The following is a 14,085-nucleotide window of genomic DNA, read 5'->3' on the forward strand; positions in this document are numbered from 1 at the left end:
GCCCAGACGGGTGAACGAAGACGACGAAGCGCACTTCCGGGAGTTCGTCGCCGCACGCTTCGACGGGCTGCGCTCGCTCGCCTACCTGACGTGCGGGGACTGGCACGCGGCCGAGGACGCCGTGGCCGCCTCCCTGGCCAAGCTGTACGTGCGCTGGAAGAAGGTCGACACGCCGCTGGCGTACGTCCGGCGCGCGATCGTGCACGCCCTGGTGGACGAGAGCCGGCGGCCGTGGCGCCGCCGCGAGCGGTCGGCCGGGCACAGCCTGCCCGAGCTGCCGGGGCCGGACCACGCCGACCAGGTCGACGAGCGGATCCGGATCCGCGCCGCGCTTGCCCGCATGGCACCCGGCCAGCGCGCGGTGCTGGTGCTGCGGTACTACGAGGGGCTGAGCGTTGAGGAGACCGCCGAAGTGCTCGGCCGACAGCCGGGCACCGTCAAGAGTCAGACTGCCCGGGGGCTCACGGCGCTCCGCGCGCTGCTCGGGACGGAGGATCTCCGGGTCACGGACGGCATTGCTGACAGTCAACCCGCAGGCATCGACGAGAACAGGAGGGAAGGGCATGGCACCGCAGGATCTGCGCAGTCTGTTGACTACGGCCAGGGACGACGCGCCGCCACCGCGGCTCAGCGTTGACGACATCACCAACGCCGGCCGTCAGCTCGTGCGCCGGCGCCGCCGGGTCGCCGTGCTCTCCTCCGTCGCCGGCTCCGCCGTCGCCGCGGTCGCGGCCGTCGCCGCGGTGGTGGTGCTCAGCACCACGCCCCAGCCGATCACGCCGGCCCTCGACCCGAGTGGCCTGCCCGCGCGACCGTCGCCCACGCCGGCGCGGTTCGCCGAGGCGGCGCCGTTCGTCACGACGTACGGCGGCTACAAGGCCGGCCGCTATGCGGTGAGCGACCCGAACCTCGTCACGACCGCCTACCAGCAGTCGAGCATCGACGACACCGCCCCGCTGCCGGCCGCGCCGTCCGTCTCGCCGTCCGTCTCGGCGACGGAGCTGAAGACCGATCCGCGCGGGGCCACCCGGCAGGGCGGGACGCTCATCGTGTACCGCACGGGCGCCTTCGAGCCCAGCGCCTTCGAGCCGGCGGAGAAGATCCCGCTGCGCTCCGGCACCGCCCTGCTGCACTACGCCGGCCAGCAGACGGCGCCGCAGGTCGACAAGGCGCTCGTCGACAAGTACGCCATGACGGGCACCCCGATCCCGGCGATCTCCTGGCAGTACGCCGACGACGCCTGGGCCGCCGTCTACTGGACCACCTGGGAGCAGACCCCGACGCGCGACGAGCTGGTCGCGATCGCCGACGGCCTGTCCCCCGCGGCACCGAGGCCGTTCCCGATCGGTTTCCAGGCCCAGGTGGTACCGAAGAACTACTCGCTGGCGGCCGCGAGCTACGGCCAGGACGTGGCAAGCGGCGAGCGGCTGGTCTCGGCGGTGCGCCTGACCCCGAAGCCGATCCGCACGCCGCTCACCGGCCCGGTCGACTTCGGCGACTACCTGGTGGTGACCCTCGCGGTCGGCCTGCCGACGCCGAACGGCAAGGTCGTCAAGGGCCGGCCGGCCTGCCCGTCCGACAGCATGTCCACCTGCCTGCTCGTGAACGAGGCGGGCGCGCTCGTGCTCGTGGAGTACTCGTCGCCGAAGGACGCGGCGAACGTACCGCCGGCGGTGGTCGCCCAGCGCATGACCCCGGCCGACCCCACCGACCCGGGCTCGTGGCCCGCCGTCACCGACGTCTTCGGCACCTGACCGGGTCCCCGCTCTCCGCACGCGAATCTGGTGTGCGGAGAGCGGGCCGCGGCTGCTACGGTGTTTGCATGCGTTTCTGAGCCCATTGACGCCGCGCGTGCCGCCGACTGCCCTTCGGGTGCAGGAGGCCGGTCCCCGTTGTGGGTTTCGGACAATCCCCGCTTCGCGTTCCGCGCGGCCACGCCTGTCCATTCGCCGCTGTCCAGCACACCAGCTTTTCGCGAAGGAGACATGCATGCCTGCCGAGTCCAGCTCATCCGGCGCCGCAGCCGAGGAGAACACCGAGGAGACTCTTCCACCGCCGGCCAACCCGCTCGAGGCCGTCCGCCGCGCCCAGGCCGCCCGCTCGCTCCCGCCCGGCTCGGGTGGCCGGGGCGGCGGCAAGGGCGGGGGCGGCAAGGGCAGCAACCCGAAGACCCCGCGGATGTACAACCGACACAAGTGACCGACACGGTGCGGGGCTCCGGCGACGGGGCCCCTCACTCGGTCAGGTATCGCTGAACCGTCGGCCCGATCCGGGCCACCACCGCCTCCGGCGAGAGCGCCACGACGGGTGGCAACCGCAGGATGTGCCGCGTGAAGGCCAGCCCCAGCATCTGCGACGCGACCAGGGCCGCCCGTTCGGCCGCCTCGGCGGGATCCGGGCTGAGGGTCTGCGCCAGCGGCACTATCTGGGCCGCGAAGATGCCGCGCAGCCGCTCGGCGGCAGCGTCGTCGGTCGCCGCCGAGCGCAGCAGCGTGAGCAGCGCGTCGTCGGAGGGGTCGTCCTCCCACCGGCGCAGGAAGTGCGTCACGAGCGCGGCACCGAGCCGGTCCCTGGGCACGGTGCTGACGTCGGGCAGCCGCAGGTCGACGTCGACGGCGGCCGCGAAGAGCCGCTCCTTGTTCCCGTAGTACCGCATGACCATCGAGGGATCGATGTCCGCGTCGGCGGCGATGGCCCGGATGGTCGCCTTCTGGTACCCGTCGGCGGCGAACCGGGCCCGGGCCGCCCGGAGGATGGCGGCCCGGGTCCCGTCCGACCGCCGCGGCGGCTGCGCGTCGTTCATGCCCACAACTGTAGGCCAACACCCGTTGACATACCAGCGCGGCCGCTCCTACAGTCGATCGCAGTCAATCCAACGAGCAGCCAACGGGGAGTTGCCGTGTGGGATGTCGTCATCGTCGGGGCCCGGGTCGCCGGCGCCGCCACCGCCCTGCTCCAGGCCCGCCGGGGTGCCCGCGTGCTGCTCGTCGACCGGGTGCGGTTCCCGAGCGACACGCTCAGCACGCACCAGGTGCAGCCCGCCGGCATCGACATGCTTGAGCGCTGGGGGCTGCTCAAGGCCGTCGGCAACGCACCCGGGCACGAGCGGGTGCGGTTCGACATCGACGGCATCGTCATCGACGGGGCGTTTCCGCAGCGCGGCCGGCTCTACAGCCCCCGCCGGACCGTGCTCGACGCCGCGCTCGTCGAGGCCGCCGCCGGCGCCGGAGCCGAGGTCGTCCAGGGCTATCACGTCGCCGGGCTGCTCCGGGCCGACGACGGGCGGGTGGTCGGGATCCGTGGGCGGGACGGCAGCGAGCACCGCGCCGGGCTGGTCGTCGGGGCCGACGGCAAGCACAGCCTGGTCGCCCGGGAGGTAGGGGCGCGCACGGTGGTCGAGGCGCCCGTGCGCACCGTCGCCAGCTACAGCTACTGGGAGGGCGTCGAGCTCGGCCACGGCGAGCTGTACCACCGCCGCGGCCGGGCCGTCGCCGCCTTCCCCACCAACGACGGGCTGACGATGGTGTACGCGTGCGCGCCGCTCGACGAGTTCGACACGTGGCGGCGCGACCCCGAGCGCAGCCTGCTCGACTCGCTCGGCAACTGCGGGGACCTCGGCGCGCGGGTGCGCGCCGGGAGGCGGATCGAGCGGGTGCGGACCACCAACGACCTGCCCAACCGCGTCCGGCAGGCGACCGGGCCGGGCTGGGCGCTCGTCGGGGACGCGCGGATGGTCATGGACCCGGTCACGGCGCAGGGCATCAGCAACGCCCTGCGCGACGCCGAACAGGTCGTCGACCGGACCGCGATGTTCCGGACCACGCAGCGCATCGCCCGGCTCAGGCCGCCCGGCGCGATCCTGCGGCCCCTGCTGCGGGCGGTCGCCGGCAGCGAGGCGCGCACGACCAGGTTCCTGGGGGTCTTCGCGGGCACGGTCCCGCCGCGGATCACGACAGCGTGGCTCGCGGGTGGGCGGTCGCGTACACCTCGCGCAGCTTGTCCACGGTGACCAGGGTGTACACCTGGGTCGTGGTCACCGAGGCGTGCCCGAGCAGCTCCTGGACCACGCGGATGTCGGCGCCGCCGTCGAGCAGGTGGGTGGCGAAGGAGTGGCGCAGCGTGTGCGGCGAGACGCCGGACGGGCCCTCCACCGGCAGCCCGGCCTGGGCCGCCGACTTGCGCAGGATCGTCCACGCGCTCTGCCGCGACAGCGGGCCGCCGCGCGCGTTGAGGAACACGTCGGGCACGCCCCGCCCGTTGGCGACCAGGGACGGGCGGCCGCGCACGAGGTACGCGTCGAGCGCCGACTGGGCGTAGGAGCCCATCGGGACCAGGCGGGTCTTGCCGCCCTTGCCGCGCAGCAGCACCATCCCGTGCCGGCCGGTCAGGTCGAGGTCGTCGACGGCGATCCCGACCGCCTCGGAGATGCGCGCGCCGGTGCCGTAGAGGAACTCCAGCAGCGCCCGGTCGCGCAGGCCGAGCGGGCCGGCGCCGTCGGGGACGGCGAGCAGGCGGGCGACCTGGTCGACGTCGAGGGCCTTCGGCAGCCGCTTCGGCAGCGAGGGCGGCTTCACCTCGCGGGACGGGTCGGCCGGGGCCAGCCCCTCGAGCAGCAGAAACCGGTGCAGGCCGCGGACCGCGGAGGCGGCCCGGGCGGCCGAGGAGGCGGACAGCGCCGGCTCGCCCGAGCGCAGCGCGGCGACGTGGCCGGCGATGTCACGGGCGGTGACGTCGGCCAGGTCCTTGATCCCGGCCGACGCCAGCCACTCGACGTAGCGGTCGAGGTCGCGCCGGTACGACGCGAGCGTGTTCAACGCCAGCGCGCGCTCGACGGTGAGGTGGTCGAGGTACGTGTCGACGGCGCGGCGCAGCGCCGCACCCACCTCGACCGGGCCCCCGGGACCCTCGACCACCACCTGTCCAGTATCTAGGCCAGCACGTCCGCCAGTGCGACGTGGTCCATGCCGTGCGCCTCGGCGACCGGCCCGTAGGTGACCTGACCTTCGTGGGTGTTGAGGCCCAGGGCGAGCGCCGGGTCGCGGCGCAGCGCCTCCCGCCAGCCGCGGTTGGCCAGCTCCAGGGCATAGGGCAGGGTGACGTTGGTCAGCGCGTACGTGCTGGTGTGCGGCACGGCACCGGGCATGTTCGCGACGCAGTAGAAGATCGAGTCGTGGACCCGGTAGGTCGGCGCGTCGTGCGTCGTCGGCCGCGAGTCCTCGAAGCAGCCGCCCTGGTCGATCGAGATGTCGACCAGCACGCTGCCCGGCTTCATGCGCTTGACCAGGTCGTTGGTGATGAGCTTGGGCGCCTTGGCGCCGGGCACGAGCACCGCGCCGATGACCAGGTCGGCGTCGAGGACGGCGCGCTCGATCTCGTAGCTGTTGGAGGCGACGGTCTGCAGGTGCCCCTGGTAGATCGCGTCGGCGCCGCGCAGCCGGGAGATGTTCTTGTCCAGGATCAGCACCTCGGCCTGCATGCCCAGCGCGATCGCGGCCGCGTTGAGCCCGGACACGCCGGCGCCGATGACGACGACCTTGGCCGCGTACACCCCGGACACGCCGCCGAGCAGCACGCCGCGCCCGCCGCCCGCGCGCATCAGGTGGTACGCGCCGACCTGCGGGGCGAGCCGGCCCGCGACCTCCGACATCGGGGCGAGCAGCGGCAGCGACCGGTCGGGCAGCTCGACCGTCTCGTAGGCGATGCCGGTGACCTTGCGGTCGACGAGCGCCTGCGTGCAGTCCTTCGAGGCGGCCAGGTGCAGGTAGGTGAACAGCACCTGCCCCTCGCGCATGCGGTGGTACTCCTCGGCGATCGGCTCCTTCACCTTGAGCACCAGGTCGCCGGCGGCCCAGGTGTCGTCCGCGGTGGGCAGGATGATGGCGCCCGCCTCGTGGTACTCCTGGTCGGTGATCGAGGAGCCCTCACCGGCTCCGGCCTGGATGTAGACTTCGTGGCCGTTGGCGGCGAACTCGTGGACGCCGGCCGGTGTGATCGCCACCCGGTATTCGTGGTTCTTGACCTCGCGCGGAATTGCGACCTTCACTAGTGCGACCCCTCTCCACCAGCGTCCGTCACGCTGTGTGTACAAGCGGGAGTTTATGGCCCGCGGGGTGCCGTCGCGGGCGTCACAGTGTGAACTCCTCCCGGGCTGGATTGACAGACTGTCCGGCCAGAGGCTGATCTATGCTGTGCGGCCATGACCGTGTACGGCGGGCCACGCCCGACGCCGCCAGCCCCGAAGCCCGACCCGGTGATCCTCGGCGCGTTCGCGTTCCTCGTCGTGGCGATCATCGTCGGCGCGGTCCTGGCCGCCCAGGCGTTCGTCGCCGACGACCCGGCCGGCCCGAGCACGGCCCAGGGCGGGAGCGGCCTGCCGGCGGCGACCCAGTCCTCGGCGCCGGCCGCACCGCCGTCGAGCGCGCCGCCGTCGCCGACCGCCTCCCCCACCCCGTCGCCGACGAAGCCGAAAGCCCTGGTCGAGGCCAAGCCTAGCCTGCTGCGGGCGTCCCACTCGCAGCTGTGCCTGCAGTCCAACGACGGCAACGGCAGCATCGGGGTGCAGCAGCCCTGCGACGGCAACAACCGCACCGAGCTGTGGGTGCCGCAGGTCCTCGACGGCAGCCAGGACACGTTCCGCTGGGTGAACGCCCAGGACAACCGCTGCCTCGACGTCAACGGCGGGTCCAAGGACAACGGGGCCCAGATCGTGCAGTGGGACTGCCACGGCGGGCCCAACCAGCAGTGGCGGCTGCAGCGCGACGGCGACGGCTACCGGCTGGTGAGCGTCAACAGCGGCAAGTGCATCGGCGTCGACGGCGGGCGCACCGACCCGGGGGCGGAGGCCCGCCAGTGGGACTGCGACGGCTCCCCCAACCAGCGCTGGGTCGTTCAGCAGTAACCCTCAGCGACGCAGCAGGGCGACCGCGAGGGTGAGCAGGGCGCCCGCCGAGGCGACGGTCCGCACGAGGTTCCAGCGCACCCAGTCCGCCTCGAAGCTCGCCCGTACCGCTGAGAGATCCGCGATCCCGGCAACCGGCCCGGCGGCGTCCAGCCGGTTGTTCAGCGGCACGTTGATCGCCGCGGTGACGACGAAGACCACCCCGTAGAGCACCGCGGCGGCGATCAGCCACGGCAGCGCCCGGCGGTGCCCGCCGCTCAGGTGCAGCAGGGCCGCGGCGACGGCGGCGAGCAGCGCGCCGACGTACACCGTCAGGAACCAGCCGTTCAGGATGGCCGCGTTGATCTTCTGCATGACGTCGACGAACGTGCGGTCGTCGACCCGCTTCAGCGCGAGCATGACGGAGGTCGAGTAGGCGAAGAAGACGCCGGCCGAGAGGCCGACCAGGAGCGTGGCGGCGGCGAGGACGGTGGTCCGGAGCTGTTCCATGCATCTCAGTGAATCGGCTCCGGCCGAGACGTGCCATGGCCGAGGCGCGCGGATCCATGCGCGGGCGTCTACGGTGAGGGGGTGGACGCCCTGACCGCCCTCCTCGACGGGCCCCGCGCCCGCGGCGCGTTCCTGCTCCGCTCGGTGCTCACCCCGCCGTGGTCGCTGCGCGTCCGCGACGAGGCCGCCCTGGCGCTGGCGGCGGTCGTGCGCGGCGCGGCCTGGTACGTGCCCGACGACGGCGAACCGGTCGAGCTGCGCCCCGGCGACGTCCTGGTGGTCCGCGGGCCCGGCCACTACACGGTCGCCGACCCGCCGGACTGCCCGCCGCAGGTCGTCATCCACCCGGGCCAGCGCTGCACCACGCCCGACGGGCGCGACCTCGCCGAGCTCATGCACCTCGGGGTGCGCACCTGGGGCGACGACCCCGGCGGCCCGACGCTGGTGCTCACCGGCGCCTACCAGTTGGCCGGCGAGGTCAGCCGCCGCCTGCTCGGCACGTTGCCGCGGGCGTTGGTGGTGCCGCGGGAGGACTGGGACACGCCGCTCGTGACGCTCCTCGCCGACGAGATCGCCAAGGACCGGCCCGGCCAGGAGGCGGTCCTCGACCGGCTGCTCGACCTCATGCTCATCACGGCGCTGCGCACCTGGCTGGCCCGGCCCGGCACGGCGCCCGGCTGGTACCGGGCCCAGTCCGACCCGGTGATCGGCCCGGCCCTGCTCCTGCTGCACCACGAGCCGGCGGCGCCGTGGACCGTGGCGTCGCTGGCCGCCCGGGTCGGGGTGTCCCGGGCGCTGCTGGCCCGCCGCTTCGCCGAGCTGGTCGGGGAGCCCCCGATGGCGTACCTCGCCGGCTGGCGCCTTGCGCTCGCCGCCGACCTGCTGCTGGAGCCCGGCGCGACGCTCGGCGCGGTGGCCCGGCAGGTCGGCTACGGCGGCGCGTTCGCGCTGAGCGCGGCGTTCAAGCGGGTGCGCGGCGTGTCACCGCGGCAGCATCGGGGAGAATCCGTGGCGTGATTGCGGAGAAGTGCCCCTGCGGCCTCGGCGAGCCCTACGACGACTGCTGCGGCCAGTATCACCGCGGCGCCGAGCCGCCGAGCGCCGAGCTGCTCATGCGGGCCCGGTATGCGGCGTACGTGGTCGGCGACCGCGCATTCCTGCTGCGCACCTGGCACGAGAAGACCCGGCCGCGGGCGCTCACGCTGGAGGCCAACCAGGCCTGGCAGGGGCTGGCGATTCTCGACCGGCAGGGCGGCGGCATCTTCGACACCGAGGGCGTCGTCGAGTTCCGGGCCCGCTACACGGCCGACGGCCGCCCGGGCACGATGCACGACCGTAGCCGGTTCGTGAAGGTCGACGGCGCCTGGCGCTACGTCGACGAGGCCTGAATCCGCAGGACCACGATGGTGCCGCCGGCCCCGGTGCGCACCTCCACGCCGTCGACGAGGTGGCGGGCCAGCCACAGGCCGCGGCCGCTGGTCGCGTGGCTGGGCGGCAGGGCCTGCCCGTTGAGCCGCTCGGCCGGGATGCCGCCGCCCTTGTCGGTGACCTCGCAGACCAGCTCGCCGTCGATCACCCACATCCGCAGCGAGCCACGGCCGCCGGCGTGGCGCACGGCGTTGGTGACGATCTCGTTCACGGCCAGCACGAAGTCTTCGAGCCGCTGATCGCGCAGCCCGGCGGCCGCGGCGCCGCGGCCGACGGCGTGGCGGACCGCGGTGATCTGCTCAGCGTCGAAGTCCTCGACCAGCAACGCCGTCGTCTGCACGGCATCGGCCACGGCGTCACCTTTCCGCTGCGTCCCGCCGAGACTACCTCCCGCCGTCCGCGGGCCGGCGGCGAAGTCACCCTGAAGTGCAACATGCAATCCGGGCACCGCATGCTTGGCGGCGTGGACGACGACTTGCGGGTCACCCCCGACATCGCCCTGCCCCGCGCCGAGCTCACCTGGCGGTTCAGCCGGTCGGGCGGCCCGGGCGGGCAGTCGGTGAACACGACCGACTCGCGGGTCGAGCTGCGGTTCGACCTGGCCGCGACCGCCGCGCTGCCCGAGCCGCTGAAGGCGCGGGCGCTACACCGGCTGGCCGCCCGCCTGGTCGACGGCGTCCTGTCGGTGGTGGCGTCGGAGCACCGCTCCCAGCTGCAGAACCGCCGGGCGGCCGAGGAGCGGCTGGCCGCGATCCTGGCGGCGGCGGTGGCCCCGCCCCCGAGGCCGCGGAAACGGACCAAACCGTCCCGAGGCGTGATCGAGCGCCGCCTGTCAGACAAGCGCCACACGTCACTACGCAAACAACAACGCCGCCGCCCCGACGACTAACCCCCCTCCCGCCCCCCTCTCCCCGCGTCGATCTTGCAGTTGTGGTGCCGAGACACTCCCTGAATGTCCGGGTTTGTCAGGCACCACAACTGCAAGATCGACGCAGGGGGAGGGCGGCGGGCGGCGGGTGCGGGCCTGGACGGGCGCCGCATTACGATCATGGGGTGACTGCGCAACGTGCTCGACTGGTCGCACTCAGTGCCGCCCTCGTGCTTGCCGCGTGCTCGAACGGTGATCGCGGCGACGGCGGCGGCCCGGCAGGCACCGACGAGACGCCCGGGCATCCGCCGCAGACCGCCGTCCTGCCCGGCCTCCCGTCCCCCACCGGCAGCCCGGTCGAGGTCGGCGGCTGGGAGGTCACCGTCTACTACACCGCCGTCGCCGGCCTGCACACCGACCGCGCCGTCAAGGTGACCGGCTGCCCGACCATCGACTGCACCAGGAACAGCCGCCAGCAGGACCTGGGCCGCTTCCCCGAGTCGTTCGTCGAGGCGGTCAAGGACGAGGGTACGGGGAAGGTACCGGACGGGCGGTACCTCAACTGGTCCTACGACACCGGGTACTGGATGGACACCGCCCCGCGCGACACGGCCGGCCGCCCGCTGGTCCCCTGGGTCTCGGCCGCGGCCGACGGCGACGTCCTCAAGCAGGGCAGCCGCTTCACGATCCTGCGCTGCGGCACCGCCGACGTGACCACCGACGTCTGCGCCAAGCTCAAGGCCCCGACCTGGACCGTCGTCGACGAGTTCACCCCCGGCCTGGGCGGCAGCAAGCACGTCGACGTCTACATCGGCGAGGAGACGACGAAGAACTTCACCGACTCCGACCTCTACACGACGCTGAACGGCGCGACGCTGTCCATAGTGAAGGCATGAAGGTCATTGTCTTCGGCGCCACGGGCATGGTCGGCCAGGGTGTGCTCCGCGAGTGCCTGCTCGCGGACGACGTGGAGGAAGTCCTCGCCGTGACCCGCGGCCCGCTCGCCACGACGCACCCCAAGCTGCGCACGCACCAGCACGACAACTTCGCGGACTTCACGGGCGTGGACTTCGCGGGCTACGACGCCTGTTACTTCTGCCTCGGCGTCTCCTCGGTCGGCATGTCCGAGCCCGACTACCGCCGCATCACCTACGACTACGCGATGGCCGCGGTCCGCGCGATGCCCGACGACCAGGTCTTCGTCTACGTGTCGGGCGCCGGCACCGACCCGGACGGCCGGCAGATGTGGCAGCGGGTCAAGGGCCGCACCGAGGACGACGTCATCGCGTCGCAGGTGCGCGGCTACGCGTTCCGGCCCGGCTTCATCCGCCCGATGCACGGCGCGCGGTCGAAGGTGTGGTACTACCACGCGCTGTACGTCGCCCTCACGCCCCTGTCGGCGGTGGTGGTGCGGGCGTTCCCGGGCATCGCCACGACGACCGAGCGGCTCGGCCGGGCCATGCTGCGGGTCGCCCGGGAACGCCCCGACGAGCGCGTGTGGGACTCGAAAGCGATCAACGAGCTGGCGGTCAACGAGGCGGGATAGCCCGGGACCGGCCGCGGAACTCGGCGACCACCGTGCCGTCGGCCCGGGTCACCGTCACGTCGTAGACGCCGGCGCGGCCGCGGCGGACGCGCTCCACGGCCACCGCCGTGAGCACGTCCCCCTCCCGGACCGGCTCCAGGAACTCCACGTCGGCCCCGGCCGCCACGGTCGGCGTGCCGTAGGTGTTGCAGGCGAACGCGAACGCGGTGTCGGCCAGCAGGAACACGAACCCGCCGTGGCCGATGGCGTGGCCGTTGAGCATGTCGGGCCGGACGGTCATCGCCGCCGTGGCCCGGCCGGGGCCGACGGAGGAGACGGTGATGCCGAGCGAGCGGGAGGCGACGTCGGCGGCGTACATCGCCTCCGCGCCGGCTCGGGCGACCGAGGCCGGGTCCATCAGGTGGCGGCCGACGCCGGGCGGAGCGTCGACCAGCCGCGGTCCCGGGCGCGGGCCGCGGCCAGCACGCCGCAGGCCGCGGCGGCGTTGGTGATCTCGCCGGCGAGCGCCATGCCGACGGCCTCGTCGAGGTCGATCCAGTGCAGCTCGAGCTCGGCCTCCTCGTGGGTCCGCTCGTGCCGCTCCGCCTCCGGTACCGTGGCGATCTCCCGGGCCAGGAAGAGCCGGATCTTCTCGTTGGAGGCGCCCGGCGACGGGTGGAGCTCGGCGAGCAGGTCCCAGCGGGCGGCCACCAGGTCGGCCTCCTCGGCGAGCTCCCGGGCGGCCGCGGCGGCGAGCGGCTCCCCCGCCACGTCGACCAGGCCGGCCGGCAGCTCCCACAGCACGGTGCGGACGGCCGGCCGGTACTGGCGGACCAGCGCGACGCGGCCGTCGGCGTCGAGCGCCACCACGCCAACGGCGCCGACGTGCACCATGTAGTCGCGGGTGACGACCTCACCGCCGGGCATCACGACCTCGTCGGTGACGATCGAGAACACGCGGTTGCGCAGCCGCTCGGTGTGCGACCGAACCTCGTACGTGTGGCTCATGCCGTCGCCTCCGCTTCGCTCCGGCGCCGGCATGTCATCCCTGAGCCCATGGTGAATGGCCCCTCCGCTCCGCTCCGGACCATTCACGCGACGCTTTCAAGCTCGACGGGGAGGCGGTCGGCCGCGTTGTAGGTGACGGCCGCGCCGACGAAGGCGGCGAACAGCGGGTGCGCGCGGGTCGGGCGGCTCTTGAGCTCGGGGTGCGCCTGGGTGGCGACGAAGAACGGGTGCGTCTCCCGGTCGAGCTCGACGAACTCGACGAGCCGCCCGTCCGGCGAGGTGCCGGAGATCGTCAGGCCGGCCTTCGTCATCGCCTCGCGGTACGCGTTGTTGACCTCGTAGCGGTGGCGGTGACGCTCGGAGACCTCGGACGCGCCGTAGGCCTCGGCCGTGAGGGTGCCGGGCGCGAGGTGCGCCGGGTAGGCGCCGAGGCGCATCGTGCCGCCCAGGTCGCCCTTGCCGGCGACGATGTCCTCCTGGTCGGCCATCGTCGAGATGACCGGGTCGGACGCGTCCGCGTCGAACTCCAGCGAGTTCGCGCCGTCGATCCCGCCGACGTGGCGGAGCACCTCGATGGTCATGCACTGCAGGCCGAGACAGAGGCCGAGGGTCGGGATGCCGTGCTCGCGGGTGTACTGCGCGGCGCCGATCTTGCCCTCGATGCCCCGGACGCCGAAGCCGCCGGGGATGACCACGCCGTCGACGCCGGCCAGGGCCTGCGCGGCGCCGGCCGGGGTGGTGCACGCGTCGCTGGGCACCCAGCGGATCTCGACGCGGGCCCGGTGCGCGAAGCCGGCGGCGCGGACGGCCTCGGTGACCGACAGGTACGCGTCCGGGAGGTCGACGTACTTGCCGACGATGGCGACGGTGACCGTCTGCCGCGGGTGGTGGACCCGGTCGAGCAGGTCGTCCCACTTCTTCCACGCGACGTCGCGGAACGACAGGCCGAGGCGGCGCACGACGTAGGCGTCGAGGCCCTCCTCGTGCAGCACGCGCGGGATGTCGTAGATCGACGGGGCGTCGGGCGCGGACACGACCGCCTCGGCGTCAACGTCGCAGTACAGTGCCAGCTTGTTCTTCGTCTTGTCCGGAATCTCCCGGTCGGAGCGGCAGACCAGCGCGTCGGGCTGGATGCCGATGCTGCGCAGGGCGGCGACGGAGTGCTGGGTCGGCTTGGTCTTCAGCTCGCCGCTGGGCGCCAGGTAGGGCACCAGCGAGACGTGCAGGAAGAAGCAGTTGTCCCGGCCGATGTCGTGGCGCACCTGGCGGATCGCCTCCAGGAACGGCAGCGACTCGATGTCGCCGACCGTGCCGCCGACCTCGGTGATGACGACGTCGGGGGCGACGCCGTCGGCGTCGGGGGCGGACATCGCCCGGATGCGGGCCTTGATCTCGTTGGTGACGTGCGGGATGACCTGGACGGTGTCGCCGAGATACTCGCCGCGCCGCTCCTTGGCGATCACGGCCGAGTAGATCTGGCCCGTGGTCACGTTCGCGTTGCGCGAGAGATCCTGGTCGAGGAACCGCTCGTAGTGCCCGATGTCGAGGTCGGTCTCGGCGCCGTCCTCGGTGACGAAGACCTCACCGTGCTGGAACGGGTTCATCGTTCCCGGGTCGACGTTGAGATACGGGTCGAGCTTCTGCATGACGACCCGCAAACCGCGGGCACTGAGCAGACTGCCCAGGCTGGAGCCGGTGAGACCCTTGCCGAGCGAGGAGGCGACGCCCCCGGTGACGAAGATGTGCTTGGTCTGCCGGCTGGCACCGGTCCGTATCGAGCGATCCACGGGAGTCCAGCCTAACAGCAGGTGAACGCCGGTGCAGAAGACACACCCCGCGTCACTCTCGTCACATCTCTACCTCCGCTTC

18 protein-coding genes are annotated in these 14,085 nt (G+C 73.0%); 10 read left to right on the top strand and 8 right to left on the bottom strand.

The features are described from left to right. Nucleotides 1–10: 10 nt before the first annotated feature. The 3 genes from IEZ31_RS02405 (at nt 11) to IEZ31_RS02415 (ending at nt 2,199) form a co-directional block, all read left to right on the top strand. Nucleotides 11–637, top strand: a complete 627-nt coding sequence (locus IEZ31_RS02405; protein WP_190248005.1) for a SigE family RNA polymerase sigma factor — start codon at nt 11–13, stop codon at nt 635–637. Then, nucleotides 564–1,754, top strand: coding sequence for a hypothetical protein (locus IEZ31_RS02410; RefSeq protein WP_190248006.1), 1,191 nt, complete (start codon nt 564–566; stop codon nt 1,752–1,754). Before IEZ31_RS02405 ends, IEZ31_RS02410 begins: the two co-directional genes overlap by 74 nt. A 235-nt stretch (nt 1,755–1,989) precedes the next feature. After that, nucleotides 1,990–2,199: a hypothetical protein gene (locus tag IEZ31_RS02415; RefSeq protein WP_190248007.1), complete on the top strand. Its 210-nt coding sequence runs from the start codon at nt 1,990–1,992 to the stop codon at nt 2,197–2,199. 34 nt (nt 2,200–2,233) lie between these two features. On the opposite strand, the gene IEZ31_RS02420 is transcribed toward IEZ31_RS02415, so the two are convergent. Continuing rightward, nucleotides 2,234–2,803, bottom strand: a complete 570-nt coding sequence (locus tag IEZ31_RS02420; protein ID WP_190248008.1) for a TetR/AcrR family transcriptional regulator — start codon at nt 2,801–2,803, stop codon at nt 2,234–2,236. Between the two features lie 96 nt (nt 2,804–2,899). Between IEZ31_RS02420 and IEZ31_RS02425 the strand changes: the two genes are divergently transcribed. Continuing rightward, the gene (locus IEZ31_RS02425) at nt 2,900–4,009 is read left to right on the top strand and encodes an NAD(P)/FAD-dependent oxidoreductase (protein WP_190248009.1); all 1,110 of its coding nucleotides are present in this window, start codon (nt 2,900–2,902) and stop codon (nt 4,007–4,009) included. Here IEZ31_RS02425 and xerD read toward each other — a convergent pair. Both xerD and ald read right to left on the bottom strand, forming a co-directional pair. After that, entirely contained in the window at nt 3,948–4,913 is a 966-nt protein-coding gene (gene xerD / locus IEZ31_RS02430) for a site-specific tyrosine recombinase XerD (protein WP_190248064.1), read from the bottom strand. The genes IEZ31_RS02425 and xerD overlap by 62 nt on opposite strands. Before the next feature lie 14 nt (nt 4,914–4,927). Then, on the bottom strand, nt 4,928–6,043 hold the full coding sequence (gene ald / locus IEZ31_RS02435) for an alanine dehydrogenase (RefSeq protein ID WP_190248010.1): 1,116 nt from the start codon (nt 6,041–6,043) through the stop codon (nt 4,928–4,930). A gap of 153 nt (nt 6,044–6,196) precedes the next feature. On the opposite strand from ald, the gene IEZ31_RS02440 reads away from it, so the two are divergent. Continuing rightward, the gene (locus IEZ31_RS02440; protein WP_190248011.1) at nt 6,197–6,898 is read left to right on the top strand and encodes an RICIN domain-containing protein; all 702 of its coding nucleotides are present in this window, start codon (nt 6,197–6,199) and stop codon (nt 6,896–6,898) included. Between the two features lie 3 nt (nt 6,899–6,901). Here IEZ31_RS02440 and IEZ31_RS02445 read toward each other — a convergent pair whose 3' ends face one another. Then, nucleotides 6,902–7,387: an anthrone oxygenase family protein gene (locus IEZ31_RS02445; RefSeq protein WP_190248012.1), complete on the bottom strand. Its 486-nt coding sequence runs from the start codon at nt 7,385–7,387 to the stop codon at nt 6,902–6,904. Nucleotides 7,388–7,468: 81 nt separating this feature from the next. Here IEZ31_RS02445 and IEZ31_RS02450 point away from each other — a divergent pair, with 81 nt between their 5' ends. Both IEZ31_RS02450 and IEZ31_RS02455 read left to right on the top strand, forming a co-directional pair. Further along, the gene (locus IEZ31_RS02450; protein ID WP_190248013.1) at nt 7,469–8,404 is read left to right on the top strand and encodes an AraC family transcriptional regulator; all 936 of its coding nucleotides are present in this window, start codon (nt 7,469–7,471) and stop codon (nt 8,402–8,404) included. Further along, nucleotides 8,401–8,775 carry a YchJ family protein gene (locus IEZ31_RS02455; RefSeq protein WP_190248014.1) on the top strand — a complete coding sequence of 125 codons (375 nt, stop codon included), beginning with the start codon at nt 8,401–8,403 and terminating at the stop codon, nt 8,773–8,775. Before IEZ31_RS02450 ends, IEZ31_RS02455 begins: the two co-directional genes overlap by 4 nt. Here IEZ31_RS02455 and IEZ31_RS02460 read toward each other — a convergent pair. Next, entirely contained in the window at nt 8,757–9,167 is a 411-nt protein-coding gene (locus IEZ31_RS02460) for an ATP-binding protein (protein WP_190248015.1), read from the bottom strand. The two genes, IEZ31_RS02455 and IEZ31_RS02460, sit on opposite strands and share 19 nt — an antisense overlap. Before the next feature lie 111 nt (nt 9,168–9,278). Here IEZ31_RS02460 and arfB point away from each other — a divergent pair, with 111 nt between their 5' ends. The 3 genes from arfB to IEZ31_RS02475 all read left to right on the top strand — a co-directional run bounded on the left by arfB (nt 9,279) and on the right by IEZ31_RS02475 (nt 11,229). Next, nucleotides 9,279–9,704: an alternative ribosome rescue aminoacyl-tRNA hydrolase ArfB gene (gene arfB, locus IEZ31_RS02465; protein ID WP_373294479.1), complete on the top strand. Its 426-nt coding sequence runs from the start codon at nt 9,279–9,281 to the stop codon at nt 9,702–9,704. Between the two features lie 164 nt (nt 9,705–9,868). Beyond that, on the top strand, nt 9,869–10,579 hold the full coding sequence (locus IEZ31_RS02470; protein WP_229834001.1) for an RlpA-like double-psi beta-barrel domain-containing protein: 711 nt from the start codon (nt 9,869–9,871) through the stop codon (nt 10,577–10,579). Beyond that, entirely contained in the window at nt 10,576–11,229 is a 654-nt protein-coding gene (locus IEZ31_RS02475; RefSeq protein ID WP_190248016.1) for a Rossmann-fold NAD(P)-binding domain-containing protein, read from the top strand. Before IEZ31_RS02470 ends, IEZ31_RS02475 begins: the two co-directional genes overlap by 4 nt. On the opposite strand, the gene paaI is transcribed toward IEZ31_RS02475, so the two are convergent. The 3 genes from paaI to pyrG all read right to left on the bottom strand — a co-directional run bounded on the left by paaI (nt 11,213) and on the right by pyrG (nt 14,003). Then, nucleotides 11,213–11,626 (bottom strand): hydroxyphenylacetyl-CoA thioesterase PaaI, encoded by a 414-nt coding sequence (paaI, locus tag IEZ31_RS02480; RefSeq protein ID WP_190248017.1) that lies wholly within the window; start codon nt 11,624–11,626, stop codon nt 11,213–11,215. The two genes, IEZ31_RS02475 and paaI, sit on opposite strands and share 17 nt — an antisense overlap. Next, a complete protein-coding gene (locus IEZ31_RS02485) occupies nt 11,626–12,216 on the bottom strand; it encodes an NUDIX domain-containing protein (RefSeq protein ID WP_190248018.1) in 591 nt (196 codons plus the stop codon). The genes paaI and IEZ31_RS02485 overlap by 1 nt, the downstream gene beginning before the upstream one ends. 83 nt (nt 12,217–12,299) lie before the next feature. Then, complete coding sequence (gene pyrG, locus IEZ31_RS02490) at nt 12,300–14,003, bottom strand: CTP synthase (protein ID WP_229834002.1); 1,704 nt, start codon at nt 14,001–14,003, stop codon at nt 12,300–12,302. Nucleotides 14,004–14,085: the final 82 nt, after the last annotated feature.

Origin of the sequence: Dactylosporangium sucinum (assembly GCF_014647515.1) — a bacterium.
In the GTDB taxonomy this organism is placed as follows: domain Bacteria; phylum Actinomycetota; class Actinomycetes; order Mycobacteriales; family Micromonosporaceae; genus Dactylosporangium; species Dactylosporangium sucinum.

Excerpts from the sequence above, each read along its gene's own strand:
- IEZ31_RS02415 (WP_190248007.1), top strand. The coding sequence starts at position 1,990 with ATGCCTGCCGAGTCCAGCTCATCCGGCGCCGCAGCCGAGGAGAACACC.
- paaI (WP_190248017.1), bottom strand. The coding sequence starts at position 11,626 with ATGGACCCGGCCTCGGTCGCCCGAGCCGGCGCGGAGGCGATGTACGCC.
- IEZ31_RS02445 (WP_190248012.1), bottom strand. The coding sequence starts at position 7,387 with ATGGAACAGCTCCGGACCACCGTCCTCGCCGCCGCCACGCTCCTGGTC.
- IEZ31_RS02485 (WP_190248018.1), bottom strand. The coding sequence starts at position 12,216 with ATGAGCCACACGTACGAGGTTCGGTCGCACACCGAGCGGCTGCGCAAC.
- IEZ31_RS02475 (WP_190248016.1), top strand. The coding sequence starts at position 10,576 with ATGAAGGTCATTGTCTTCGGCGCCACGGGCATGGTCGGCCAGGGTGTG.
- IEZ31_RS02420 (WP_190248008.1), bottom strand. The coding sequence starts at position 2,803 with ATGAACGACGCGCAGCCGCCGCGGCGGTCGGACGGGACCCGGGCCGCC.
- IEZ31_RS02440 (WP_190248011.1), top strand. The coding sequence starts at position 6,197 with ATGACCGTGTACGGCGGGCCACGCCCGACGCCGCCAGCCCCGAAGCCC.
- IEZ31_RS02410 (WP_190248006.1), top strand. The coding sequence starts at position 564 with ATGGCACCGCAGGATCTGCGCAGTCTGTTGACTACGGCCAGGGACGAC.